The organism is Nocardia blacklockiae (genome assembly GCF_015477355.1).
GTDB lineage: Bacteria > Actinomycetota > Actinomycetes > Mycobacteriales > Mycobacteriaceae > Nocardia > Nocardia blacklockiae.
Genome location: NZ_JADLRJ010000004.1, coordinates 647,479 through 672,918, shown reverse-complemented (window position 1 = coordinate 672,918; position 25,440 = coordinate 647,479). Strand labels below are relative to the sequence as shown.

Below are 25,440 nucleotides of genomic sequence, written 5' to 3'. Positions count from 1 at the left end.
TGGTGTGGTGGCGGGTGTTCTGTGCGGGGCTCGGTAATCGGCGGTGGCGCGGCCCTGTGGGCTTGCGGGGACCTCGGGAGCGGACGTGGTGAGTCGGCGGTGGGTGGTTGGCAGGATGTGGCTCGTGGTCTCGGTGGTGGCGGTGTTGCTGACCGGGGTCGGGGTGGCGCGTTCGGATCCGCCGGATCCGCTGGGTGATCTGGTCGATCCGCCGCATGTGCTGGCCTCGGTGTTGCCGACGCCGCTGGCGGATCCGTTCTACATACCGCCGGTGGGGTTCGAGAAGCATTCCGCGGGAACGGTTCTCGCGTCGCGGACGGTGCGGAACTGGTTCCCGGCTTCGGTGCGGTCGACCGAGTTGCTGATTCGCTCCACTGATGCCGCGGACCGGCCGGTGCCGGTGGTCGCCACGTTGCTGGTGCCGGAGGCGGCGTTGCCTGGTGCGGGCCCTCGGCCGCTGGTGTCCTACAACATTCCGATCTCCTCGCTCGGCAATACCTGTGCGCCCTCGCGGCAGTTGCAGGAGGGGGTGCAGGCCGATCAGGTATCGATCGGGCTGCTGCTGGCACGCGGTTATGCCGTGGTCGTGCCGGACCACCAAGGACCGCGGCAGGCGTACGCCGCCGGGCGGATGGGCGGGCACGCGGTGCTCGACGCGCTCCGGGCCGCCGTGCACGCCGGAGTGCCTGCGCTGCAACCGGATTCGCCGATCGTGCTGAGCGGGTACTCCGGCGGTGCCACGGCCACCGGCTGGGCCGCGCAACTCGCCCCGGAGTACGCGCCGGAACTGCGGCTGGCCGGTGCCCTGATCGGCGGCGTGCCCGCCGATTACGAGCTGCTGGCGCGCAGCATGGACGGTGTCAACGGCGCGTCGGGCATCTTCCTGGCCGCGACGCTCGGACTGGCGCGCGAGTATCCGGAGCTACTGTCGCTGCTCAACGACGACGGCTGGCGGCTGGCGCACGCGATGAAGGATCTCTGCGTGGGCGCGGAAGCCGTTCTGGGCCTGCCCACTTCGCTGAAGGTGGAGCGGTTCACCAACGTGCCCGACCCGATGAGTCTGCCGTGGGTGCGAAAGATACTGGCGGACAACCGGCTCGGCGCATCGGCACCGCGGGCACCCGCCCTGATCTATCACGGCGTCGACGAGTTCTGGATCCCGTTCGAGCAGGCGCGCAACCTGTACGACGACTGGTGCGCGCGCGGCGCCCAGGTTCGATTGGACCCCCTGCCGGGCGAACATCTCGCCGTCGGCGCGCTCGCCATACCGGCGACCGGCGAGTGGGTGGAGCACATGTTCGCCGGGGACCTGGTGCCCCCGGGCTGTTCCCGTGCCATCGGCTGACAGCGGATTCACAGGCCGGTCGCGGCGGACCTCGAGGTGGCGGGGACAGGATCGTCCTGTCGGTTTCGGCCGGCACGGATCAACTGCCCTTGATCCACCCTCCCCGGCCTGCGGCGGCGCCGTTCCCTCGTCGGCGCCGCCGTCAGGTGGGCCGGGAGCCCGAGGCTTTCAGTGCTCGTAGGAATGATCGCCGCTCAGGTCGGGCAGGCGGCACAGGCCCGCCGAGACGTCGGCGGCGAGATCGTCGTAGGCGGTCGCCAGCTCGGACAGCCGCCGCCACGCTTCGCGGACCGTCCGCTCGGGCGCGTCGGTCAGCGTCAGATAGGCGAGCGCGGAGAACTGGGCGAGCCGATCCACCACCGTCCCCACCGTCTCGGTGTGTAAGCGCGCACCACCGTGCGCACGCGGTAATTGCGTTGCGACCCACTGGTCTATCTCGTGCACCAGCCGCGCACGATCGCGATCGATGCCGTCGGCGGCACTGGGTGTCACGCCGAGCCGCTTCTCGTGCAGCTCGGCCAGCCGGCAGGCACAGCTCAGCACGAAGTGGTCCTCGTGCGCCGTCCCGCGGCATGCCTCCAGGAGGCTGTGTTTCAGTGGGAGCGATTCCACGGCGCAATCCTGCACGCCGAATGTTTCCGATCGGCAACGACATTCGTTGTCGGACCGTGATCTTGTCCGGCACCGAGTGACGCCGATCCGATCGCCACGCACGTCAGAGCCCGTTTGCCACACCGTTCCCCAGCGGCCGAAAAGTGGTGGGAAGACGGCGAAGTCCGCGCACGATGTCCTCCGCGAGAGCGTCGTAGGAGTCGGCGAGGCGGTGCAGGAGCAGCACCGCCACGCCGTACGTGATCAGGTGTCGTTACGGACGGCCAAGGGGAGATGGTGTGTAGCGTTGGACGAGAAGGTCACCAGGGATCTGGTGATCGGTATTGCTAAGGAGTTTGCGGGGTGAACACCGACCTGTCCGGGGCGAAGTGGTTCAAGAGCACTCGCAGCGGGCCAAGTCGCGATTGCGTAGAAGCCGCCCACCTTGACGGGGGCAAGGTCGGAGTGCGTGACTCGAAGAATCCGACTGGACCCGCCCTCGTCTTCGGTCCCTCGGAATGGGACGCGTTCGTTGCCGGTGTGAAGGACGGCGAGTTCGACCGGGCGTAGGCACGAGACCTGCTGTCTCACACGGTTCCACCCGTACCCCGCCGCTCGGATGCGAGCGATGCGGGAAATCGAGCGGGTAGCGTTGGATCAACTCAGGGCATTCACCCTGGTTGTGTCGAAGGAGCGTCGCGAATGAACGTCGACCTGTCCGGGGCCAAGTGGTTCAAGTCCAGTCGCAGTGGCTCGCAGAAGGATTGTGTGGAGGTGGCCCACCTGGATGGCGGCATGGTCGGGATGCGTGATTCCAAGGACCCGAACGGTCCGGCGCTCGTCTTCCAGCCCGCTGAGTGGGATGCCTTCACCGCGGGTGTGAAGGACGGCGAGTTCGACCGGGCGTAGGCTCGAAACTCGCTGTCTCACACCAGTTCCACCCGTACCCCCGCCTCTCGGATGCGGGTGATGTGGGTGGGGTCGGCGGCGGTGTCTATGACCAGGACGTCGATGTCTTCGATGGGGCAGATGCGGGCCAGGGCGGTGCGTTCGAGTTTTTCGGCTGTGGCTACGACGATGACGCGGTGGGCGCGTCTTGCCATTTCGGCGTTGATGCCTGCTTCGTCGAGGTGGCGGCATTGGGCGCCGGCCTCGGCGGAGAGGGCGTCGACGCCGAGAAAGACCGTGTCCAAACGTAATTCGGCCAGGGTGCGTTCGGCCAGGGGGCCGTGCAGTTCGTAGGACTCGCGGCGGGCCATGCCGCCGAGGCAGAGGGTGCGCAGGTGCGGGCGCAGGACCATCTCACCGGCGATGTTGAGCGCGTTGGTGACGATGGTCATCTGATTGTCGGCGGAGGTGGGCAGGTCCGGGCGGCCCGCCAGGGCGCGGGCCACGGCGGTGGTGGTGGTGCCGCCGTTGAGGCCCACCACCTCGGCCGGATCCACCAGTCCCGCAGCGTATTCGGCCACCCGCTGCTTGGCCGCGTCGCCGCTGCGGTAGCGGGCGGGCAGTTCGTAGGCGACCTGGCTGGCGACGATGCCGCCGTGCGTGCGGGTGGCCAGCTGCTGCTCGGCCAGCGCGGTGAAGTCGCGGCGGATGGTGGCGGGGGAGACGCCGAGCCGCTCGGCGGCCTCCTCCACCGACAGCCGGCCGGTCTCGGCCAGCAGTTCCAGGAGCCGGTTCCAGCGCTGGGATCGATCGACCGCCGCGGTCATTTCACGCTACCGGCGGTCAGGCCGGCGACCAGGCGCTTCTCGATGAGCGCGAACAGGATGACAACGGGCACGATGCCGACGGTAGAGATCGCGAAGACATATTGCCAAGCCGTGTCGTATTGCCCGATGAACTTCGTCAGCGCCACCGAGAGCGGCTGGTTCTCCGGCGTGGTCAGGATCACCAGGCTCGCGGCGAACTCGTTCCAGCACGACACGAACGCGAAGATGGTGGCGGTGACGATGCCCGGCCACACCAGCGGCAGGCTCACCCGGGTCAGGGTCTGCAGCCGGCTCAGCCCGTCGAGCTGCGCCGCCTCCTCGATCTCCACCGGCACCGAGGCGAAGAAGCTGTGCAGGATCCACACCGCGAACGACAGGTTGAACGCCGCGTTCACCAGGATCATCGCCAGCCAGGTGTCGTTGATGCCGAGGGTGAAGAACTCGCGGATCAGGCCGGTCACCAGCACGGTCGGTTGCAGCATCTGGGTCACCAGCACCAGGCCGAGGAACGCCGCCTTGCCCGGAAAGCGCCGCCGCGCAGTGTAATACGCGGCCGGGATCGCCACCGCCAGCACCAGCAGGGTGGCGCACACCGAAATCACCACGGTGCTCACCATGTTGAACGGCAGCGGCGTTTCGGGGGTGTCCCATACGGTCGCGTAGTTGCCGGGGCTCCACTGCCGCGGCAGGTATGTCGGCGGGATGCGCAGGATCTCCGCGCGCGGCTTCAGCGAGCCCAGCACCATCGCCACGTAGGGAATCAGGAAGATCGCCGCGATCACGACGCCGACCAGGGACAGATCCCAGCGTCGTCGTCTCGGCTTCGCTGCCGAGGAGTCATGTTGTGGCACAGTCGGAGTCAGTGTGCCGGAGGTCGTCACCGTGCGCTCTCCTCCCCGGCCGGGCGGATCAGTTTCACGTAGACCGCGATGATCACCGCGATCAGCGCGAAGTTCAGCACGCTCATCGCGGCGGCCGTGGCGACCTGCTGGTTCTGCCGGATCAGCTTGAACGTCAACGTCGTCGTGGTGTCGGCGGAGAAGCCCGCGATGCTGCCGGTGAGCACCTGCAGAATCGGCAGCGAGTTGAACACGTTGATGATGTTGATGACCGTGGCCACCGCGATGGCCGGACGCAGCTGCGGCAGCGTCAAATAGCGGTAGCGCTGCCAGGCCCCCGCCCCGTCCACCTTGCCCGCCTCGTCGAGTTCGGCCGGAATCGCTTGCAGGCCGGCCAGAATCGCATAGGTGGTGAACGGGATCGACACGAACACCGCCACCCCGATCGCGACCAGGAACGCCGGGCCCGCCTCCTTGGTGAAGCCGAAACCGCGGTCCAGGACGCCGATGTCGACCAGGAAGCGGTTGGCGAGGCCGACGTCCGGGTCCAGCAGGTAGGCGAAGATGGTCGTCGTCATCACCACCGAGGCCGCCCACGGCACCAGGATCGCCATGCGCACCGCCGTGCGGCCCGGGAAGTCCTTGTTCAGGAACTGCGCCAGCACCGCCGACAGCACGAGCGTGAGCACCACGACCGCGACCACCCAGACCACGGTGTGCAGCAGCACGCTGCCCAACTCGTCGATGGCGAAGAGCCTGCGGAAGTTGTCCAGCCCGGCCGGCCCGCGGTCCTGGCCGTAGGCGCTCAGGTCGCGGGTGGAGGTCCACAGCATGTAGCCCACCGGGAAGGCCACCACGCCCGCGACGAGCACTAGCACCGGGCCGATCCACGGCAGCGCGCGCAGCGCCGCGGCGGACCGACGGCCGGAACTCACTGCGACGCGGCTCAACTCGCCGCCTGCTGGATCTTCTGCAAGACCGAGGCGGGGTCGGCGCCCTGCGTCACGGTGCCCATCTGCTGCCGGATAGCGCCCTGTGCCGCACCCCATTTCGGGTTGTTGCTGGGATAGAACTTCGCGACCGGCAGGGTGGCGGAGAAGGCCTGCACGACCGGGTCGTCGGCCATGGCCTGGGTGCCGCCGGTGGTGATCGGGATGAAGTGCTCGCTCCGCACGAACGTCGAATACACGGCGGCGGAATAGAAGTAGTCGAGGAACTTCCTGATCGCCTCGGTCTTGGCGCCGTCCTTCTTGAACGCCAGCAGGTGGTCGGCGACGCCGAGCGTGACCGGGTCGCCGGACTTCGTCGGCGACGGCGCGGTGGCGTACTTCAGGGCCGGATTCTTCTGCGCGATCATGCCGATCACCGGCGGCAGGCCCTCGATCATGCCGATCCTGCCCTGGATGAAGGCGTTGATGACGTCCTTGCGGTCGGTGGCGCCCGGGTTCGGTTGCGTCACACCGGCTTCGGCGAGCTCCTTCATCGCGCGCAGGCCCTCGGTGTTGGCGGGGGTGTCGGCGGTGATCCGGTCGCCGTCGGACCAGCTGCCGCCCGCGCCGAAGGTCCAGATGGAGGTCTCGCCCTGGGCCTCCTCACTGCCTAGGGGGAGGCCGTAGCCGGACACCCCGCCGCCGAGGGCCTGGATCTTCTTCGCGTCCTCGGTCAGCTCGGCCCACGTCTTCGGCGGCGCGGTGATGCCGGCCCGCGCGAACAGGTCGCTGTTGTAGAACAGCGTGCGGGTGGAGGCGAACAACGGCAGCGCCCACTGGGTGCCGCCGATCGAGGCGTTCTGCGCGAAACCGGGCTGGATGTCGCTGAGCACCGCGGGGGAGACCACCTCGGCGGCCGGGTAGAGCTGGCCGTCGGCGGCGAAGGTGGAGTAGGCGTCGATATTGAGGATGTCGGGGGTCGTCGACTTCGACTGCAGCTTGGTGCGCACCACGTCGTTGATCGAATCCCAGGACTCCATCTGCAGATTCACCTTGATGCCGGGATTCTGCTGCTGGAAGTCGGCGATGATCCGGTCCCACTCCGATTTGGTGCCGTCGCTGTAGCTCGGCGCCAGGAAGGACAGGGTGTTCGGGTCCGAGTCGTTCGATGAGCCGCCGCCGAACCCGCAGGAGGTGACCGCCAGGGTCAGGCCGGTGAACAGTGCTATCGACGAGAAGACGCCGCGGAGTGGACGTTTCACGAGTAGAACCTTTCCATGTGCACACCCGGCGCTCCGGACCGCGGATGCGGGGGCGAACGATGCGAGTGGACTGAGGTTAACGCGAACATTGATCGAACGTGACCGGTTCGACTGTAAATTTGACATGAACGATCACCGGGTCGATCCTGGTGACGTGTCGACCTCCGCCGATCGCCTCTCCGCCACCCATCTCGCCGCCGAGGTGGCCACCCAGCCGGACGACTGGACGCGCGCCGCCTCGATCGCCGCCGAGCACGCCGCGCTGCTGCCCGCGCCGGGCGAGCGGGTGGCCGTGCTGGGTTGCGGCACCTCGCTTTTCATGTCCCGCGCCATCGCGGCGCTGCGGGAGTCCGCCGGGCAGGGGGTGACCGACGCCTGGCCCGCGAGCCAGGTGCGCCACCGCGAGTACGACCGCTACCTGGTGATCTGCCGGTCCGGCACCACCACCGAGGTGGTCGAGGCGATGCGCGCGCTGCCCGCCGGTGTGCCGCGTACCGTGATCTGCTCGAGCCCGGGCACGCCGGTGCTGGAGCTGGGCGACCCGATCCTGATCGACGAGGTCGACGAGCGGTCGGTGGTGCAGACCCGCTTCGCGACCACCACGCTGGCGATCCTGCGCCGGCACCTGGGCGAGGACTTGAGCGCGGCGATCGCGCAGGCGCGGGAGGTGCTGGCCGAGGACATCGAGAGCCTGCCCGCCGGGGTGCGCGGCGCGGAGCAGATCAGCTTCGTCGGTACCGGATTCGCCGCGGCGCTCGCCGAGGAGGCGGCGCTGAAACTGCGCGAATCGTGCCAGGCGTGGACCGAGGGCTATCTGGCCACCGAATACCGGCACGGCCCGATCAGCATCGCCGCGCCCGGCCGCGCGGTGTGGGCGCTCGGCCCGGTGCTGCCCGGCTTGGCCGACGAGATCCGTGCCACCGGAGCGCATTTCGAGCACCGCGACATCGACCCGATGGCCGAGCTGGTGCGGGTGCACCGGCTGTGCTCGCTGCGGGCCGCCGATCTGGGACTCGATCCCGATCACCCGCGCGGGCTGAACCGTTCGGTCATCCTCGGGTGACGGACGCGCCGTGACCGCCGTCGACCCGTCGGACCTGGTGCTCGCCGTGGACGTCGGCGGGACCACGATCAAGGCGGAGATCGTCGACGCGGCCGGCGCGGTGCTGCGGTCCGGAGCCGTGGCGACACCGCGGGGTGCGGCCGCGTTCGACGCCATGGGCGCGCTCGGTGCCGACCTGCTCGCCGAATTGCCTGCCGCGCAACGGGACTCGGTGCGGCGGGCGGCGGTGGTGCTGCCCGGCATCGTCGACCCGGTGCGCTCGCTGGCGGTGTTCAGCAGCAATGTCGGCTGGCGCGACGTGCGGGTGGGCAACCGGTTCCGCGACCGCTGGGGCATGCCGGTGCTGATCGAACACGACGTGGCGGTGGCGGGCTGGGCCGAGTGGCGCTACGGGGCCGGCCGCGGGCATGACGATGTGTGCGTGCTCATCCTCGGTACGGGCATCAGCGGCACGCTGTCGGTGGACGGGCGGCTGGTGCGCGGGGGCGCCGGGCAGGCGGGCGAATACGGGCACATCCCGGTGCGTCACCGCGACGGACTGCCCTGTCCGTGCGGCAGTATCGGCTGTGTGGAAACCGTGGCCTCCGGCGCCGCCATCGCCCGTGCCTACCGTGCCCGCACCGGACGGGAAATCCCCGGCGCGGAAGCGGTTTTCGCCGCCCTCCCCGCCGACCCCGACGCCCGCGCCGTGGTCGCCGACGCGGTCGACGCTTTGGCCGAGGGGCTGCTCGGCGTCGTCCACGCCACCTGCCCCGAACTGATCGTGCTCGGCGGCGGACTCGCGGGCGCGGGCGCCTCCCTCACCGAGGCCCTGCAATCCCGCCTCACCGCCCTCCTCCGCGTCGCTCCGGTACCTCGCGTGGTGCTGGGCGAATTCGGGGCACGCGCCGGACTGGTCGGCGCGGCGCGCTACGCCCGGGCGGAGGTGCTGGAGTGAAGGCGTCTACGTGGTTGCGGGTGGCTGAGCCCACGTCATTCGGGGTGAGTTGCCCTATCACGTCATTCGGGGTGAGTTGCTCTATCACGTCATTCCGGCATGTTTTTGGCCGGAATCCACGGCCGGGGGTGGTGGATCCCGGCCAAAAGCGTGCCGGGATGACGTGGGGTGGTGGTGCGGGGATGACGTGGGGTGGTGCCGGGATGGCCTGGGGTGCTGGTGCTGTGAGGGAGGGGATGTGATGGATCGGGAGTGGGAGCTACGCGGGCGGATCGTTGCGGAGGCGGGCACGATCGATGACGGGGTGGTGTCGGTGCGGGGGGATCGGATTGTGGGGGTGCGGGGGTTCACGGAATGGGTTGCGGCGCAAGCGGGGAAAGTGGAGCCCGAATTTGTCGGGACGGTGTTGCCGGGGCTGGTGGATATTCACAACCATGGGGGATTCGGGCATCGGTTCGATTCGGTTGATGCCGAAGAAGTCAGAGCTGCGGCGGAGTTTCATCAGCGGCAGGGGTCGACCAGTGTTGTCGCGAGCGTGGTTACCGGTGCCGCGGAGGACATGGTCGCGCAGACGGCGACTCTGCGGGAGGTGGCCGACGAGGGGGGTATCGCGGGGATTCATGTCGAAGGGCCGTTTCTCTCCGAAGTGCGTTGTGGCGCACAGGATCCGCGGTTTCTCGTCGATCCCGATCCCGCGCTCGTCGAGCGGCTGCTGGCGGCGGCGGGTGGGCGCCTGCGGGTGATGACGCTCGCGCCCGAACGGCGGGGCTTCGGCACGGTCGCGCGGATGCTGGCCGATCACGGCGTGGTGGTGGCGCTCGGCCACAGCGACGCCGAGTACGGCGCGTTTCGGGACGCGCTGGCGCCCAAGGGGTTCGGGACGCTGATCACGCACCTGGCCAACGGTATGCCGCCGCTGCACCACCGGCGGCCGGGCCCGGTCGCCGCCGGTCTGGTGGCGGCGGCGGAGCGGCAGGCGTTCGTGGAACTCATCGGTGACGGCGTGCACGTCGAATCCGGCTTCGGCGCACTGGTTTTCGCGACCGCGCCCGGACGAGTCGCGTTGATCACCGACGCCATGCAGGCCGCCGGGCTGCCGGACGGCGACTACCGGCTGGGTCCGCAACCGGTGCGGGTCACCGACGGCGTCGCCCGGGTGCCGAGCGGGTCGATCGCCGGGGGCACCGCGACCCTGCTCCGCTGCCTGCGCTGGGCGGTGCGCGAGTGCGGGGTGCCGCTGGCGGCGGCGGTCCGCGCGGCCACCGCGACGCCGGCCGCGGCCCTCGGGCTGACCGACGTGGGCGACCTGCGCGCGGGCCTGCGCGCCGACGCCATAGTGGTCGACGCCGAACTGGGGTTGCGCCGCGTGCTGCGACATGGACAGTGGTTGACGTGATCCTCACCGTGACGATGAACCCCGCCTACGACATGACCTACCGCATGGAGCGGTTCGAGCGGGGGCGCGCGCATCGGGTGCTGTCGGTCGAGCAGCGCATCGGCGGCAAGGGCATCAACGTGACCCGCGTGCTCAACCAGCTCGGGAAGTACTCCCGCGCAACGGGTTTCGCCGACCACGTGTTCGCCTCCGCCGCCGAGCTGGAGCTGCCGGTGGACTTCGTGCACGCGTTGCCGTGGGTGCGGCGCACGGTGGTGATCAGCGAGTCCGGCGACGGCACCGCCACGGCGCTGTGGGAACCGGGCGCGCGGGTCGGCGACCCCTACGCGGTCGAGCAGTTGCTGGTGCGGGTCACGGGCCTGCTGCCTAACACCGGTGGGATGGTGATCGCGGGTTCGCTGCCCGGCGGCGTCGGTGACTCGGTGCCCGCCCGGCTGGCCCGCGCCGCGCTCGAGGTCGGCGTGCCCACCATCTGCGACGTGGACGGCCGCGCGCTGGAGCTGGCCGCCGAGGTGCCGGGCGTGATCCTGATGCCCAACCGGGACGAATTGCAGCGTCTCACCGGCACCGACGCGCAGACCGCGGCGGATGTCGTCGCGGTGGCGCGCCCGCTGCTCGAGCGCGGCGTGCGCGCGGTGATCGCGACCCGCGGCGCCGAGGGCATGGTCGCGGTCACGGCCGCCGGGGCCTGGTCCGCGGCACTGCCCGAGCCGATCGCGGGCAACCCCACCGGCGCGGGCGACGCCGCGACCGCCGCGGTCATCGCCGCGCTGGCCGCCGACGCCGAACCGGACTGGCCCGCGCTGCTCGCCGACGCGGTGGCGACTTCCGCCGCGGCCGTGGTCATTCCGGTCGCGGGCGAGATCGATCGCACGCTGCGGGATCGGCTGCTACCCGATGTCGTGGTCACCGAGCTACGCACCACCCAGGAGAGTTCCGCTTGACCTTGCTTCCCGTTCCCGAACTGCTCGCGGCCGCCCGGCCCGGCGGGCTGCTGGCCTGCAACGTCATCGCCCTCGAGCATGCCGAGGCGATCATGGCCGCGGCTGCAGCGCGGCACCGCCCGGTGGTCCTGCAGATCTCGGAGAACACGGTGCGGTACCACGGCGGTCTGCGGCCGCTGGCCCGCGCCTGCCTGGCGCTCGCCGCCGACGGGCCGGCGCTGACGACCGTGCATCTCGACCACGCCACCTCGCACGAATTGGTCAGGGAGGCAGTCGAACTCGGGATCGAGTCGGTGATGTACGACGGCTCGGCCCTGCCCTACGCCGACAATGTGGACAGTACGGCCGAGATCGCGCGCTGGTGCCACGGCCGCGGCGTCTTCGTCGAGGCCGAACTCGGTGCGATCGGCGGCAAGGACGGCGCGCACACGCCCGGCGTGCGCACCGATCCGGACGAGGCCGTGGAATTCGTGGCGGCGACCGGCGTGGACGCCCTGGCCGTCGCCGTGGGCTCCGAGCACGCCATGCATACCCGCGCCGCCCGGCTCGACGACGAGCTGATCGCGCGCCTCGCGGCGAAGGTGCCCGTCCCGCTGGTGCTGCACGGCTCCTCCGGCGTTCCCGACGACGGCCTGCGCTCGGCGGTCCGACACGGCATGAGCAAGATCAATATCGCCACCCGGCTGAATATCGTGCTGGCCGAGGCCGTCCGCGACGCCCTCGCGGCCGCCCCCGCACTGTCCGATCCGCGCAAATACCTCGGCCCCGGCCGGGACGCCGTGCGCGAGGAGGTCGAACGGCTGTTACGGGTGCTCGCCTGAGACACGGATCTCGCTCACCGACCCGCAGCCCATATCGTGTGGTCACGCCCCCAGCGCGTTGCCTTCGGCCGGTACGGACCGCGCGGTACAGTTCGGCTGTCCTGTCGGGTTGGCGAGCTGGGGAGGACCGATGGCCGAGGCCGGGCGCGATCCGGCGAGTACGAACTACCGGATGCCCGCGTCGGTGCGGGCGGCACAGCTGGTCGCATTGGGCATGGCCCTGGTCGGGCTGGTGTGCACGGCCGCGGCGGGCTGGTTGTTCGGCGGCCGGTCGGCCCTGATCACGTCGCTGTCGTTCGTGCCCACCTGGTTGCTCGGCCTGACGGCGCTGGCCTTCGGCGCGGTGGGCGGCGGCCTGCGGATCGGGGCGATCCTGCTGGCCGGGCTGAACATGCTGTGGACCGTGCCGTCGATCAGCGGCGGACATCCGCCCGGGTGGCTCGGGCCGGCCAGTTCGGTCGTGATCATCGTCCTGCTGTTCCGGCGCGCGGCGCGCGACTGGTTCGAGCCCGCCGAGTGGTGAGTGACCGGAACCCGTCCGTAACGAACCCCTAACCTGAAGCGCCGATTCGCAATATCCGCGCAACCGGTTGCTCCTACTGTGACGACATGAGCAGTACAGCGGTCGCCGGCACGGGCATTCACGTCAGCGGCCTCGGCAAGACGTTCCGGGTCGGTCGGCGGACGGTGCCGGCGCTGGACGCGGTGGACCTGCACACCGAACAGGGGGCGTTCCTGTCGCTGCTGGGCCCGTCCGGATGCGGGAAGTCGACCGTGCTGCGCATCCTCGCCGGGCTGGAAACCCCCACGACCGGCACCGCCCGCATCAACGGCGCGACGCCTTCGGAGTTGCGCCGCCGCCACGGGTTCGGCATCGCCTTCCAGGATTCGGCGCTGTTGCCGTGGCGCAGTGTGGAAGCCAATATCAAACTGCCCTTGCAGGTGGCCGGGCTGCCCGCGGATCCGGGCCTGGTCGCCGATCTGATCGCGCTGGTCGGGCTGGAGGGGTTCGAGAAGGCCAAGCCGGCGCAGCTGTCCGGCGGTATGCGGCAACGGGTTTCGATCGCGCGGGCACTGGTGGTGCAGCCGAGCGTACTGCTGCTCGACGAGCCGTTCGGCGCGCTCGACGACATGACCCGCCAGCGCCTGAACCTCGAACTGCTGCGCATCTGGACCGAGAAGCCCGCCACCACACTGATGGTCACGCACGGCATCGGCGAGGCGGTCTTCCTCTCCGACGTGGTGGCCGTGCTGAGCCCGCGCCCGGGACGGGTGATCGAGACGGTGCCGATCGACCTGCCGCGCCCGCGGACCCCGGAGATGATGCGGTCGCCGGAATTCCACCGGCTGCACGACTACCTGTCGGAGCTGCTGTTCGGACGCGGCGGCCTCGCCGCGGAAGCCGAAGCGGCACCGGCACTTCCGGGCGGTGCCGAATGAGACGCGCGGGCGGCGCGCTCGGCGTGGCGGCGCTGATCGCGCTGTGGTGGGCGCTGGCCGCGCTCGGTGTCGCGGGCGGCACCGTGCCGAGCCCGTGGACCGTGTTGCACACCATGTACACCGACGGCTGGGCGCTCTACGGGCCGAACTTCCGGGTCACCGCGGCGGGCGCGCTGCAAGGCTTCCTCTGGGGCAACGGGCTGGCCATCGCGCTGGCCGTGCTGGTGCTGCTGGCGCCGCCGATCGAGTCGCTGGCCACCCAGCTCGCCATCCTCAGCTACTGCACGCCGCTGCTCGCGCTCGGCCCCATCATCCTGGTGGTGTTCGGCGGCCGCACCCCGACGGTGTTCCTGGCAGCCATGTACTGCTTCTTCACCACGATGGTCGGCACGGTCGCGGGCCTGCGCTCGGCCGACCGCACCAGTCTCGACCTGATCCGGGCCTACGGCGGCGGACGATGGCAGCAGCTGCGCCGGGTGCAGGTGATCGCCGCGCTGCCGAACACGTTGGCGGCGTTGAAGATCGCCGCGCCCTCGGCGGTGCTCGGCGCGATCATCGGGGAGTACCTGGGCGGCGTCGACAGCGGTATCGGGGTGGCGCTGACCGCGGCGCAGACCTCCTACAACGTGCCGCGCACCTGGGGCATGGCCCTCGCCGCGGCCGCCCTCGCGGGTGTCGGGTACGCGGCGGTGGCGCTGCTGGCCCGGCTCGCGACGCCGTGGACCGGGCGGCCGACGGAGGTGACCGCGTGATCGCGCTGCGCCGCGTCGGCAAATTCCTACTGCCCCTGCTGATCTCGCTGATTCTGATGCTGGCGATCTGGTACGCCTTCCTGAAGGCGTTCCCGCAGGTCGGACCGCGCGTGGGCAAGACACCCGCCGACGTGTGGAGCTATCTGGTCACCGGCCCCTCGGCCGGCACCGCACGGCACGCGATCTTCGCCGATCTGGCGATCACGCTGCGCGACGCGGCCGTTGGATTCGGGGTGGGGCTGACCGGTGCGCTGGTGGTGGCGGCGCTGTTCGTCACCGTGCCCGCGGTGGAGCAGTCGTTCCTGCCGGTGGCCCTGCTGCTGCGGTCGGTGCCGCTGGTGGCGCTGACCCCGATCATCGTGCTGGTGTTCGGCCGCGGCGTCGTCGGCGTGACGGTGCTGGCGGCGATCGTCGTGTTCTTCCCCGCCCTCGTGATGATCATGACCGGGCTGCGCTCGGCCTCCCGGCAGGCGATGGAACTCGTTGCCGCCTACGGCGGTTCGCGCTGGACCGCGCTGCGGCTGGTGGCCGTGCCCGCGGCGCTCCCGGCGGTGTTCGCGGCGGCGCGAATCTCGGTGCCCGGCGCGCTGATCGGGGCGCTGCTCGGCGAATGGCTCGGCAGCGGAACGGGTCTGGGCGCGGCGCTGATCCGGGCGATACCCACCTTCCAGTACAGCAAGCTGTGGGCTTCGATCGTGGTGGTGACACTGGTGTCGGTGCTGCTCTACGCGATCGTCGGAGTGATCGAGAACGTGGTATCGGCCCGCTTCGGGCCCGAGGCAGGGAAGAGTTGAATGACGAAATTCACCGATCGCCGGTCCTTCTTGCGCATGTCGGGCCTCGCCGGGCTCGCGCTCGGCGCCGGCGGCGTGCTCGCGGCCTGCGGTGACGGCTCCGACTCCGGCCACGCCAACGGCACCGTCGCCGACGGCTCCCGGTTCGGCAAGGTCGCCGTCCAGCTGTCGTGGCTGAAGAACATCGAGTTCGCGGGCGAGTACTTCGCCGACAGCCGCGGCTATTTCCGCGACGCCGGGTTCGGCGGGGTCGACCTGGTGGCGGGCGGCGCGGCCAGCACGTCGGTCGAGGCGGGACTCGACACCGGCAAGATCTGGCTCGGTCTCTCGGCCCCGCAGACCACCGCGCCCGCGGTCCTGGAGGGCCTGCCCGCGAAGATCGTCGGGACCACCTATCAAAAGAATCCGTTCTGCATCGTGAGCTCGGCGGCGAAACCGATCACCGCGCCGGCCGAGATGAAGGGCCGCAAGATCGGCGTGCAGGACACCAATCAGCTGATCTTCGCCGCGCTGCTGTCGGCCAACGGCATGACCCCGAACGACGTGCAGATCGTGCCCGCCCAGTACGACCCCACGCCGCTGGCCAACGGCGAGGTCGACGGCTGGGTGAGCTATGTGACCAACGAGCCGATCACGCTGGCGGCCAAAGGTTTTCGTACCGCGCACTTCCTGTTCGCCGACTACGGCCTGCCGCTCACCGCGGAAACGCTCACGGTCCGGCAGGAGACCATCGACTCGGAGCGGGACAAATTGAAGGCGTTCCTCGCCGCGGAGATCAAGGGCTGGAAGGACGCCGTCGCCGACCCGGCCGAGGGCGCGCGGCTCGCGGTCGAGGTCTACGGCAAGGACCAGCGGCTCGACCTCGCCGAGCAGGTCGAGGAGGCGAAGGCCCAGAACGATCTGGTGGTGTCCCCGGATTCCCGGGCGAACGGCCTGCTGACCATGACCGACCAGCTGATCGCTCAGAACATCGAGGCCCTGGGCAAGGCGAAAATCGATATCAAGGCCGAGCAGTTGTTCGACCTGTCGGTGCTGCGCGAGCTCTACGCCGAGCACCCCGAGCTGAAGTAGCGGATCAGGGCACGGGGACGGCGGGGCGGGCGGACCGCTGCGCCGTTCTCGACCGCGTGGCCACCAGTTCCGCGGCGATGGCGACGGCGGTCTCCATCGGGGTCTGCGCGCCGATGTCGAGACCGGCGGGCGCGTGCAGCCGCGACAGCGTCTCGGCATCGAAGCCCCCGGCCTCCAGCGCCTCGAGCCGCCGGGCGTGCACGGCGGGGGAGCCGAGCGCGCCGACGTAGCCGACCCCGGGTAGTCGCAGGGCCACGGTCAGCAGCGGGATCTCGAACTTCGGATCCTGGGAGGTCGCGACAAGCGCTGTGGTGGAGTCGATTTCGCCCGCGGCGACCTGTGCGTTGAGGTAGCGGTGCGGCCAGTCGGCCACCACCTCGGCACCGGGGAAGGCGTTCGCCGCGGCGAAGGTCTCGCGGGCGTCGCAGACGGTGACGCGGTAGCCGAGCAGCTTGCCCTGCGTGGCGAGCGCGGCCGCGAAAGGGTTGGCGCCGAAGATGATCAGCCGCGGCAGCGCGGTGTAGGAGGAGACGAACACGTCCGACTCCGGCAGCGACACCAGCTCGGTGTTGTGGCGGCGGTCGGTCACCAGGTGCTGCCCGATCACCTCGGGATCGGAATGCCACACCACCGTGAACACGGTGACCGGACGATTGGCGGCGATCTCCTTGGCCACCGCCGCGAACTCGGGAAAGTGGTTGCGGGAGAACGGTTCCACGAACACGTCGATGGTGCCGCAGTCGGCGCTCACGTCGAGTCCGGTGTGGCCGTCGAACCGTTGCAGTTCGCGGCGGCCGGATCGCGCGGCGTGCGCGGCCGCCTCGTACACCACCGCCTCGTAGCAACCGTCGGAGACCGATCCGTACACGGCGCCGTCGGGGTCGAGCAGCATCGTCGAGCCCACCGGGAGGGGGGAATGCCCGAACGTCCTGACCAATGTCGCCAGCCCGCCCGTCCGGCCGCTCTGCCACACCCGCATGAGGTCATCGACGATGTCACGCATCACAAACTCCCGATCAGGGTGCACGAGTGGCCGGATAGTCGTGGTCACGCCCCGTTGCCAGATCGTCGCACGTGACGGCCACAATATCCGGTCTAGCGTCCAGAAAAGCGCGAGCTCCGAAATTTCCTTGCGCCGAACCCGCCACCGCCGACCAGTGCCTGTGAGCGAGCACAACGGGGTGGCCGGGCCGGTTGTGGAACATCGCGCGGGCCAGTCCGCTGGGCGCCGCGCGGCCCGCCGCCAGCACCCGGGCGACCACGTCGGGCCCGACATCGGGGGTGTCGACCGGCATCACGACAGTGAACTGCGCGGGGCTCTCCGCGACCGCCGCCAAGCCGGTGCGCAGCGAGGCCGCCAATCCCACGGCCCAGTCGGCGGCCCAGACCGCCTGCGCCCCTTCGGGAATCGCGATCTCCGGCGCGTCGCACACCAGCCACCGCCCATCCGCCGCCCGCCGCGCGGGCCCGGTCGCCCCCAGCACCACGACCACCCGCCCGCATCCACCGTCCCGCAACGCGGCAACCGCGCCCCGCAGCCAGGCCCCACCCTCCGCCAGCACCTTCGGCCGTCCGTATCGCGTCCCGGCCCCCGCCGCGAGCACGATCCCGGCGCACGATTCCTCACCCATGCAGCGTCCCTTCCGCCGTGCGATCGGACCGTCCGACCTGGTTCAGGCCTCGCCCGTACAGCTGGTCGTGCCCGGCCACTCCACGTCCGAGCGTAACCGCGCGCGGTGCGGGTGAACGGCACTGCCACGTCAGGATGAGAGCCGCACCGGGGTGGCCGACCTCACGAGTCCTTCCCGTGGATGTCGATGCGTTCGTAGAGTTCCCGGGCCGTGGCCAGGTAGCCGGTCGCCTCGTCGGTGCGGCCGTGCTCGGCGGCGAGCCGGCCCAGGCCGTGCAGGGCGTCGGCGCGCCCGCGCCGGTGACCGATCTGCTGGGCGACCTCCATCGAATCGCGGTAGTACCCGGCGGCGAGTTCGTAGCGCGCCGGGTCGCGCGTCGACAGCTGCAACTCGATGTCACCGAGCCCGCGCAGCGCGTTGACCTTGCCGAGCGGATCCTTCACCTCCCTGGCCAGTTGCAGGGCGTATTGGAAGTTGTTGCGCGCCAGCTCGAGATTGCCCGCCGCCTGCGCGAGCCGGGCCAGGCCCGAGAGCGCCCAGCCCTCCCCGTACTGGTCCTGGATGCGGCGTGCCATGTCCAACGCGCTGGTCAGATGCTGTCGAGCGCCGTCCGTGCCGCCGGTCTCCAATTCGATGTAGCCCAGCCCGCGCAGGGCGTCGCCCTCGAGCTTCACGTGATTGATGCTGCGCGCGATGTGCAGCGCGTACACGTAGTGCTGCCGCGCGCCGTCCAGATCCCCGTGCAGCAGGATGGCCTCGGCGTAACCCCACTGCACCGTGCCCACCCGCTCCGGATCGGCCAGTTCGATGGCGATCGACAGCGCCTCCTGTGACCACCGCTCGGCGGCGCGGTAGTCGCACGCCATCCGGCCCGCCCGGCCGAGCCCGTCGAGGGCGTCGCACTGGGTCGGCCGGTAGCCGATCTCGCAGGCGATCCGCAGCGCCTCGTTGAAGTGGTGGCGGGCGTCGGCGTGCTCGCCGGTGATCCACGCCGAATGGCCGCGCTCGCATTGCACCTCGGCCAGACAGCGCAGGTCGCCGAGTTCGTCGGCGATCTCGCACACGTCCAGGAAGGCCTGCTCGGCCTGGACGTGCGCGCCGCGCATCCGCGCCATCCGGCCCTGCCCCAGCAGCGCCCACGCCTGCCCCGCGCGGTCGTCGATCGTGCGCGCGATCGAGAGCGCGCGCCCGTAGAGCCGCTCGGCGCCCTCCCAGTAGCCCAGGCCGCACAGATGCGCGGCCATCAAGCGGGCCAGCTCGGCGGCTTCCGGTGTGGGACGGGCGATTTCGAGGCAGCCGACGAGCAGCTCCTGCTCCTGGGAGAGCCAGCGGCGGGCGCGCGCGGACTCGTCCGGCGAATTGGGCACCGGCCGTACGCCGACCGTGTGGAAGGGCCGGATCGCGTTCACGCCGCGGGCGATGGCGAGCCCGTGCTCGATCAGGCGGTCGATGAGCGCGGCCCGCACCTCCACCGAACCCTCGCGCTCGGCGTGCAATTGCGCGCCCAGCCGCAGCATGTCGTGCATGCGGTAGCGCGGGCCGCTGGGATCGGGCGGCAGGTCGTCGCCGGGCACGGGCAGCGGATCGAGGAAGCCGGCCTCACACAGCTTGAGTATCAACAACTTCGCCGACGCCTCGGACACGTCGGCCAGCCACGCGAAGGTCTGCGCGGTGATCTCGGTGCCCGGGAACCAGCCGACCAGGCGGACGGCGTCCTGTAGCGCGGGTTCGCGCAACCGCTGGTAGGACAGCTCGAACGCGGCGCCGACCGACTCGTCCTCGGCGGAGAAGCGCTCCAGGATGTGCTCGGCCGCGGACTCGGGGCGCTCCGCGCCCACCGGCGTGCGCCGGATCTCGGCGGCCAGGTCGGCGAAATCGGCGGCGCTGTCGGCGAGCATGTTGATGCCGTGGTGGGCGATCTGCCCCGCGATCAGCTTGAGCGCCAACGGCAATCCGCCGGAGGTCTCCGAGATCTGGCGCACCGCGGCGTGGTCGTAGCCCTCGCGCAGATTGGCGAGTTTGACCAGGAGCTGTTCGGCCTCGTCGAGCGGCATGCCGTCGAGGTGGTACGGGTGCACCGGCCCGCTGCCGGCCAGCCCGGTGAGCCGTTTGCGGCTGGTGACCAGGACGAAGCAGTCGCGCGCCTGCGGCAGCAGGTCCTTGACCTGCGCGCTGTCGGCGGCATTGTCGAGGACGATGAGCATCCGCCGCGTCGCCATCGCCTCGCGCCACTGCCGGGCCCGGCGGCCCACGTCCGCCGCGATGGCGGTGGGCGGGACGTTGATCTGCAACAGCAGCCACTCCAGCAGATCGGCCGGGTCGGCGGGGTCGCGGCCGGGGGTGTAGCCGAGCAGGTCGGCCCAGATGGTGCCGTCGGGGTAGTGCTTGGCGAAGGCGCTCACCGCGTAGCGGGCCAGCGCGGTCTTGCCGACGCCGGGCGGGCCGTCGATCACGTGCACCGCCACCCCGCCGCGCTCGTGTGCCGAAATACGTTGCTGTAGTTCGTTTTTCGCGTCCTCGCGGCCGGTGAAGGCGGTGACCTCGGGCGGCAGGTCGCCGACCAGGACGGCGGCCGGATCGGCGTCGTGCTCGGCCACCGCCGCACGGTATTCGCGCTGTTCGGCCGGGGTCATGTAGTCCAGGTCGGCGAGGTCGACCAGCTGGTCCCAGGTGGTGCCGTAGACGGTGGCCAGTTTCCTGAGCACCTCGGCGGTGGGCCGCACGCCCTTCGGCTTCGGGCCGTCACCCGGCCAGGTCTCGTATTCGGAGATGCGGCTCGGTTTCATCGTGTCGCTGTTGGACAGGTCGTTGAACAGATCGCACACGTTCTCCTGCGAATAATTGTTCGCGTAGCGCCAGGCCGCCCGCGCGCGAATTCCCCGCTGCCGCAATTCGTCGACGAACGGCCGGCGCATCTCGCGGTCGCTCAGGCCGAGTTCGCGGAAACGGGTGTATACGTCTTCCACCGCGCGTGGCCGCCGCGGTTTACGTGGTTGATCGGAACGGACGCGAGTCACCGAAAGCCTCCCCCGAGGTGTCCGGCCGGGCCACCGGAACGGAATCCGCGGGCGCGGTGCCGGATTCGGTGCCCGGTTCGGACGATCCGAGTGTGATACGTCCTTGGTAGCAGCCGGTGTTCTCCCTGGTCAAGTGCTTCGGCCGATGTGAAGAAAATGTCCGGGCAGTGTGATCGACGAGGCCGCGCGGTCTCGTCAGCATTGAGGTATTCGGCCCGACCGTACCGGCCGACGGGAGAAAGGAAATGCGCACATGGGAATTGTCGCCACGGACTGGTTGATCACGAGCGATGTGGCCCTCGAGGTCGCGTTCCGCATCGATCTCCCGGGACCGGACCGCGGGCGGTGGGTGGTGTCGTACCTGCCGGCCGATCGCCGCTTCACGCGCGACCAGGCGCTGGCCGGGGTGGTGCTGGCGGAGATGGTCATGTTCGAACTGCCGGATGAGGGCGGCGATTGGGACAGCGACGTGGCCTCGGTATTCGCGGCCGAGCTGGGACTGAGCCTCACCGAGGCGCTGTGCCTGCTCGCCCTGCGCGCGGCCGGGATCACCGCGGACGACGAATCCGGCGAGGACGGTGAGGCGCCCGAACCGGAATCGGTGCCGCCCTGTACGACGGGAGCGCCGCGATGATTCTGTTCGGCCCGCTGATCATTCCGCTGCCGCGCGGAACGCTCGGGTGGGCCGCCGGGTTCTTTCTCGGCGCGGTGGTGTTCGCGATCGGCGTCATGCTCGTCGTGTCCGCCGCCGAATCCGAGCAGGCGCCCGCGAATTCGACGAGCCGATACAGCACGACCGCCGTCACCGGTTATCGCACGTGTGAGCCGTTCTGCGGCGCCGTGTCGACCGGTGCGGCCGGTGTGCCGCGACCGTGAAATCGGTGAGTCGAAACTCCGATCCCTTTTCCGAATTGTCGACCAATGGGGTTCACAATGAATGCTCCGAAAACACCCTTCGAGGAGAATCTGCCGCCGCCGCGCTCACCCCTGCACCCGGTGCTCGCGGTATTGCTCAGCGCCGGGCTGGCGGCCGGCGTCGGCGTCGTCTCGGGCGACTGGGCGTCGGCCGTCACGGTCTTCGTGACCAGTACCGGACTGCTGGGCGCCCGGGAGTTGCGGGAACGCCGCAGACAGACCGGCACCGACGAGTAACGAGCCCGCAACCAACGGCTTCTAGGGTAGGTGTACGGGGTTGCCCCGGGAGCCGGGTTCGGGAGAGGGTGATGCTCGTGGACGTGGACACGATCCGCGAACTGGTGGTCGCCCGCGAACGCGGGGATCTCGCTGCGCTGGCGGGGAATTCGGCGGTGCTGGCCGGGGGCACCTGGCTGTATTCGGAGCCGCAGGACCGGCTGGAGCGGCTCGTGGACATCACGGCGCTGGGCTGGCCGGCGCTCACCGCGACAGCGGCCGGTCTCGAGATCGCGGCCACCTGCACGCTGGCCGAACTCGAGACCGTGGCGCGTGCGACAGGGAAGTCCGGCGGGGGCGCGTGGCCGTCCGGGTGGTCGGCGGCGACGCTGTTTCCGCAGGCCTGCGGGGCTCTGGTGGCCTCGTACAAGATCAGGCGCATGGCCACCGTCGGCGGGAATGTGTGCTTGGCGCTGCCGGCGGGCGCGGTGCTGGCCGCCTTGGTCGCGTTGGATGCGACGGCGTCGGTGTGGGGGCCGGGGTCCGCCGAGTGGCGCATTCCGCTGTCCCGCTTCGTGCTCGGGCCCGGCCGGACGGTGCTGGCACCGGGGGAGGTGTTGCGGTCGGTGTACGTCGAAGCGGCGAAAATGCGGTCCCGCACGGCTTTTCGGAAGATCGCGCTGGCTCCGCTGGGGCGTTCGGGTGCCGTGGTGATGGGCCGGTTGGACGCCGACGGGCGGTGCGCGCTCACGTTCAGCGCCGCGACGGTGCGCCCGCTGGTGCTGGAATTCGACAGTGTGCCGCAACCCAGCGAACTTGACGCAACCGTTTTCGGGATGGATTCGGCGCTCTGGTACGACGATCCGCACGGCAGCCCGGCTTGGCGGCGGCACGTGTCGGCGGTACTCGCTCGCGAGGTGCTGGCCGAGTTGGCCGCGGGGCGATCGTGAAATTCGAGGTGGACGGCGTCGCCGTCGAGACGCGACCCCGCCCGGGACAATGCCTGCGCACGCTGCTGCGCGAAACCGGCCGATACGCCGTGAAGAAGGGGTGCGATGCCGGGGACTGCGGGGCGTGCACGGTGCTCGTCGACGGTCTCGCGGTGCACTCCTGTGTCTATCCGGCGCACCGCGCGGACGGGACGCGGATCACCACGGCCGCCGGTCTCGGCACGCCGGAGGCCCCGCACCCGGTGCAGCGGCGGTTCGTCGACGCGGCGGGGTTCCAATGTGGTTTCTGCACAGCGGGAATGGTGGTCACGACCTGCGATCTCGAATCCGCTCGTCCGGACGGCGTTGTCGCAGAAGACCTCCCGGAGCTGCTGAAGGGAAACCTGTGTCGCTGCACCGGTTATCGAGCGATCGGTGAGGCGGTGCTGGGTGGTGCGGGAAACGGTGCCGACGAGGTGCGATCTGCCCGCGCTCCGGCCGGTTTGCGGGTGGTGACGGGGACCGAGCCGTTCACGATGGATATCGATGCGGGCGAGGTGGATCGGATCCGTTCGCGGACCGAGGAGGCCGGGGATTCGGAGCCGTCCGACATCGGCGCGGCGACGAATATCTCCATGGACGCGCCACCGTCGCCGCCGTTGCATCTGGCCGTGCTGACGAGCCCGCATCCCCACGCCCGGATCGTTTCGGTCGACGCCACGGCGGCCGAGGCGATTCCGGGCGTGCGGGCGGTGCTGACCCACGCCGACAGCCCGGCCGTGCCGTTCTCCACCGCCCGGCACGAGATCCGTGAGGACGACCCGGACGACACGCTGGTGCTGGACCGCGTCGTGCGATTCGCCGGGCAGCGGGTGGCCGCCGTCGTCGCCGAGACGCTGGAGGCCGCCCGAGCCGGCTGCCGGGCGCTGCGCGTGACCTACGAGCCGCGGCCCGCCGTCTTCGACCCGGTGCGCGCGACGGCGCCGGAAGCACCGAAACTGCATGCGGACAAGCCGGATTCGGCGCGCATCGCGGACGGCCGCCGCAACATTGTCGCCGAGGTGCACGGCGGCACGGGCGATCTCGACGCGGGGCTGGCCGCGGCCGACGAGGTGGTGCACGGCGTGTGGCGGACCCACCGCGTGCAACACGCGCACCTGGAGACGCACGGCAGCGTCGGGTGGCTCGACGAACACGGCCGCCTGGTTCTCCGCACCAGCACGCAGGTCCCGTTCCTGGTGCGCGACGAGCTGTGCCGGATCTTCGGGCTGGCGCGCGAGCGGGTGCGGGTGTTCGCGAAGCGGGTGGGCGGCGGCTTCGGCGCCAAGCAGGAGATGCTGTCGGAGGATCTGGTGGCGCTGGCCGTGCTGCGCACCGGCCGTCCGGTGCGCTACGAATTCACCCGCTCCGACGAGTTCACCTCCGCCACCTGCCGCCACCCGATGCGGGTCGAGGTCACCGCGGGCGCGACCGCGGACGGGCGGCTCACCGCGCTGGCCGTCGACGTGCTCGCGGACGCGGGCGCCTACGGAAACCACAGCGGGGGAGAGCTTTTCCACGGCGTGAGCGAGGCGGTCGCGCTGTACCGCTGCGCCGCCAAACGCGTCGACGGCCGGGCCGTCTACACCAACCACGTGCCTTCGGGCGCCTTCCGCGGCTACGGTCTCGGCCAGGTGAGCTTCGGCATCGAATCCGCCCTCGACGAGCTAGCCCGGCGACTCGGCATGAGCCCGTTCGACTTTCGCCGCCGCAACGTGGTCACCCCCGGTGACGCCCTGATCGGCGGCACCTGCTCCGGCGACGACGACCTCACCTTCGGCAGCTACGGCCTGGACCAATGCCTCGACCTCGCCGAGCGCGCCCTCCGCGCACCGCCCTCCGCGGATTCGGTGCATTCACCGGAGCCGCCCGATATTTCGCGAAAAGGGCGTTCCCCCTGGCGAATCGGGGAGGGTATGGCGGTCGCGATGATCGCCACGATTCCGCCGCGCGGGCACCGCGCCACCGCGTCGGCGGAGCTGCTGGCGGACGGCCGCTACGAGATCCGGGTGGGCACAGTCGAATTCGGCAACGGCACCACCACCGTGCACGCCCAGCTGGCGGCCGCGGCGTTGGGCACGGAACCGGAGCGCATCGTGATCCGGCAGGCCGACACCGAGGCCACCGAATACGACACCGGAGCCTTCGGCTCGACCGGAATCGTGGTGGCGGGCCGGGCCGTCCACGCCGCCTGCCTGCGCTTGCGCGAGGTGCTGCGGGAACGCCTCGACGGGCGCTTGCTGGCCGCGCGAGAGTTGCTGGCCGAAGGGCCTTTACGAGCCACCGCCACCCACGACGGCACGCCACGTTCGGTCGCCTTCAATGTGCAGGCCTTTCGCGTCGCGGTCGACACCGAGACGGGGCGGGTGCGCATCCTCCGTTCGGTGCACGCCGCCGACGCGGGCACGGTGCTCAACCCGCGCCAGTGCCGCGGTCAGGTGGAAGGCGGTGTGGCGCAGGCGATCGGCACCGCCCTCTACGAGGACATGCGGGTCGAAGAGGGCATCGTCACCACGAAAACCTTGCGGCACTACCATATTCCGCAATACGCGGACATCCCGCGCACCGAGGTGCACTTCGCCGACACCGCCGACGAACTCGGCCCGCTGGGCGCCAAGTCGATGAGCGAGTCACCTTTCAATCCGGTCGCCCCCGCCCTGGCCAACGCCATCCGCGACGCCATCGGCCTACGCCCCCACACCCTCCCGTTGACCGCCGACCACATCTGGACCCTGATGAAGGAGGCCGAGGAGCACGGCTAGCGCGCTCCAGTCGTCGCCCGGAGCGACATCCC

The 25,440-nt window shown here is 70.4% G+C and carries 26 protein-coding genes; 18 read left to right on the top strand and 8 right to left on the bottom strand.

The features are described from left to right. Positions 1-115 precede the first annotated feature (115 nt). A complete protein-coding gene (locus tag IU476_RS16070) occupies positions 116-1,345 on the top strand; it encodes a lipase family protein (RefSeq protein ID WP_195100880.1) in 1,230 nt (409 codons plus the stop codon). Between the two features lie 168 nt (positions 1,346-1,513). On the opposite strand, the gene IU476_RS16065 is transcribed toward IU476_RS16070, so the two are convergent. Continuing rightward, entirely contained in the window at positions 1,514-1,957 is a 444-nt protein-coding gene (locus IU476_RS16065; RefSeq protein ID WP_195100878.1) for a DUF4254 domain-containing protein, read from the bottom strand. A gap of 342 nt (positions 1,958-2,299) precedes the next feature. Here IU476_RS16065 and IU476_RS16060 point away from each other — a divergent pair, with 342 nt between their 5' ends. Both IU476_RS16060 and IU476_RS16055 read left to right on the top strand, forming a co-directional pair. Continuing rightward, positions 2,300-2,506 carry a DUF397 domain-containing protein gene (locus tag IU476_RS16060; protein WP_195100876.1) on the top strand — a complete coding sequence of 69 codons (207 nt, stop codon included), beginning with the start codon at positions 2,300-2,302 and terminating at the stop codon, positions 2,504-2,506. 132 nt (positions 2,507-2,638) lie between these two features. After that, a complete protein-coding gene (locus IU476_RS16055; RefSeq protein ID WP_195100874.1) occupies positions 2,639-2,845 on the top strand; it encodes a DUF397 domain-containing protein in 207 nt (68 codons plus the stop codon). A gap of 17 nt (positions 2,846-2,862) precedes the next feature. Here IU476_RS16055 and IU476_RS16050 read toward each other — a convergent pair whose 3' ends face one another. From IU476_RS16050 to IU476_RS16035, 4 genes are read right to left on the bottom strand one after another with little or no spacing between them, the layout of a single operon-like run. After that, on the bottom strand, positions 2,863-3,651 hold the full coding sequence (locus IU476_RS16050) for a DeoR/GlpR family DNA-binding transcription regulator (RefSeq protein ID WP_195100873.1): 789 nt from the start codon (positions 3,649-3,651) through the stop codon (positions 2,863-2,865). After that, positions 3,648-4,532 carry a carbohydrate ABC transporter permease gene (locus tag IU476_RS16045; protein ID WP_324194075.1) on the bottom strand — a complete coding sequence of 295 codons (885 nt, stop codon included), beginning with the start codon at positions 4,530-4,532 and terminating at the stop codon, positions 3,648-3,650. Before IU476_RS16045 ends, IU476_RS16050 begins: the two co-directional genes overlap by 4 nt. Beyond that, complete coding sequence (locus tag IU476_RS16040) at positions 4,529-5,425, bottom strand: carbohydrate ABC transporter permease (RefSeq protein ID WP_324194074.1); 897 nt, start codon at positions 5,423-5,425, stop codon at positions 4,529-4,531. The genes IU476_RS16045 and IU476_RS16040 overlap by 4 nt, the downstream gene beginning before the upstream one ends. An 11-nt stretch (positions 5,426-5,436) precedes the next feature. Continuing rightward, entirely contained in the window at positions 5,437-6,681 is a 1,245-nt protein-coding gene (locus IU476_RS16035) for an extracellular solute-binding protein (RefSeq protein ID WP_195100869.1), read from the bottom strand. Between the two features lie 124 nt (positions 6,682-6,805). On the opposite strand from IU476_RS16035, the gene IU476_RS16030 reads away from it, so the two are divergent. The 10 genes from IU476_RS16030 (at position 6,806) to IU476_RS15985 (ending at position 15,899) form a co-directional block, all read left to right on the top strand. Beyond that, positions 6,806-7,744 carry an SIS domain-containing protein gene (locus IU476_RS16030; protein ID WP_195100867.1) on the top strand — a complete coding sequence of 313 codons (939 nt, stop codon included), beginning with the start codon at positions 6,806-6,808 and terminating at the stop codon, positions 7,742-7,744. A 10-nt stretch (positions 7,745-7,754) separates the two neighbouring features. Then, positions 7,755-8,681 (top strand): ROK family protein, encoded by a 927-nt coding sequence (locus IU476_RS16025; protein WP_195100865.1) that lies wholly within the window; start codon positions 7,755-7,757, stop codon positions 8,679-8,681. A 241-nt stretch (positions 8,682-8,922) separates the two neighbouring features. Continuing rightward, positions 8,923-10,077, top strand: a complete 1,155-nt coding sequence (locus tag IU476_RS16020; protein WP_195101033.1) for an N-acetylglucosamine-6-phosphate deacetylase — start codon at positions 8,923-8,925, stop codon at positions 10,075-10,077. Beyond that, positions 10,074-11,021 carry a hexose kinase gene (locus IU476_RS16015; protein WP_324194073.1) on the top strand — a complete coding sequence of 316 codons (948 nt, stop codon included), beginning with the start codon at positions 10,074-10,076 and terminating at the stop codon, positions 11,019-11,021. The genes IU476_RS16020 and IU476_RS16015 overlap by 4 nt, the downstream gene beginning before the upstream one ends. Beyond that, positions 11,018-11,842, top strand: coding sequence for a class II fructose-bisphosphate aldolase (locus IU476_RS16010; RefSeq protein ID WP_195100864.1), 825 nt, complete (start codon positions 11,018-11,020; stop codon positions 11,840-11,842). Before IU476_RS16015 ends, IU476_RS16010 begins: the two co-directional genes overlap by 4 nt. Positions 11,843-11,972: 130 nt before the next feature. Continuing rightward, the gene (locus IU476_RS16005) at positions 11,973-12,365 is read left to right on the top strand and encodes a hypothetical protein (RefSeq protein ID WP_195100863.1); all 393 of its coding nucleotides are present in this window, start codon (positions 11,973-11,975) and stop codon (positions 12,363-12,365) included. 86 nt (positions 12,366-12,451) lie between these two features. Beyond that, positions 12,452-13,282, top strand: coding sequence for an ABC transporter ATP-binding protein (locus tag IU476_RS16000; protein ID WP_195100862.1), 831 nt, complete (start codon positions 12,452-12,454; stop codon positions 13,280-13,282). Further along, positions 13,279-14,034, top strand: coding sequence for an ABC transporter permease (locus IU476_RS15995; protein WP_195100861.1), 756 nt, complete (start codon positions 13,279-13,281; stop codon positions 14,032-14,034). Before IU476_RS16000 ends, IU476_RS15995 begins: the two co-directional genes overlap by 4 nt. Further along, positions 14,031-14,828, top strand: a complete 798-nt coding sequence (locus IU476_RS15990) for an ABC transporter permease (RefSeq protein ID WP_195100860.1) — start codon at positions 14,031-14,033, stop codon at positions 14,826-14,828. Before IU476_RS15995 ends, IU476_RS15990 begins: the two co-directional genes overlap by 4 nt. Then, a complete protein-coding gene (locus IU476_RS15985) occupies positions 14,829-15,899 on the top strand; it encodes an ABC transporter substrate-binding protein (RefSeq protein WP_195100858.1) in 1,071 nt (356 codons plus the stop codon). 4 nt (positions 15,900-15,903) lie between these two features. On the opposite strand, the gene IU476_RS15980 is transcribed toward IU476_RS15985, so the two are convergent. The 3 genes from IU476_RS15980 to IU476_RS15970 form a co-directional block, all read right to left on the bottom strand. Continuing rightward, positions 15,904-16,902, bottom strand: coding sequence for an XdhC family protein (locus IU476_RS15980; protein ID WP_195100856.1), 999 nt, complete (start codon positions 16,900-16,902; stop codon positions 15,904-15,906). Between the two features lie 13 nt (positions 16,903-16,915). Further along, complete coding sequence (locus IU476_RS15975; protein WP_195100855.1) at positions 16,916-17,530, bottom strand: nucleotidyltransferase family protein; 615 nt, start codon at positions 17,528-17,530, stop codon at positions 16,916-16,918. 161 nt (positions 17,531-17,691) lie between these two features. After that, on the bottom strand, positions 17,692-20,496 hold the full coding sequence (locus tag IU476_RS15970) for a tetratricopeptide repeat protein (RefSeq protein ID WP_195100854.1): 2,805 nt from the start codon (positions 20,494-20,496) through the stop codon (positions 17,692-17,694). A gap of 304 nt (positions 20,497-20,800) precedes the next feature. Here IU476_RS15970 and IU476_RS15965 point away from each other — a divergent pair, with 304 nt between their 5' ends. The 5 genes from IU476_RS15965 to IU476_RS15945 all read left to right on the top strand — a co-directional run bounded on the left by IU476_RS15965 (position 20,801) and on the right by IU476_RS15945 (position 25,408). Further along, positions 20,801-21,181: a hypothetical protein gene (locus tag IU476_RS15965; RefSeq protein WP_195100853.1), complete on the top strand. Its 381-nt coding sequence runs from the start codon at positions 20,801-20,803 to the stop codon at positions 21,179-21,181. Beyond that, positions 21,178-21,423, top strand: coding sequence for a hypothetical protein (locus IU476_RS15960; RefSeq protein ID WP_195100852.1), 246 nt, complete (start codon positions 21,178-21,180; stop codon positions 21,421-21,423). The genes IU476_RS15965 and IU476_RS15960 overlap by 4 nt, the downstream gene beginning before the upstream one ends. A 57-nt stretch (positions 21,424-21,480) precedes the next feature. Further along, the gene (locus IU476_RS15955; protein ID WP_195100851.1) at positions 21,481-21,699 is read left to right on the top strand and encodes a hypothetical protein; all 219 of its coding nucleotides are present in this window, start codon (positions 21,481-21,483) and stop codon (positions 21,697-21,699) included. A gap of 71 nt (positions 21,700-21,770) precedes the next feature. Beyond that, a complete protein-coding gene (locus IU476_RS15950) occupies positions 21,771-22,628 on the top strand; it encodes an FAD binding domain-containing protein (RefSeq protein WP_228823677.1) in 858 nt (285 codons plus the stop codon). Then, positions 22,625-25,408, top strand: a complete 2,784-nt coding sequence (locus tag IU476_RS15945) for a molybdopterin-dependent oxidoreductase (protein WP_195100850.1) — start codon at positions 22,625-22,627, stop codon at positions 25,406-25,408. The genes IU476_RS15950 and IU476_RS15945 overlap by 4 nt, the downstream gene beginning before the upstream one ends. Positions 25,409-25,440: the final 32 nt, after the last annotated feature.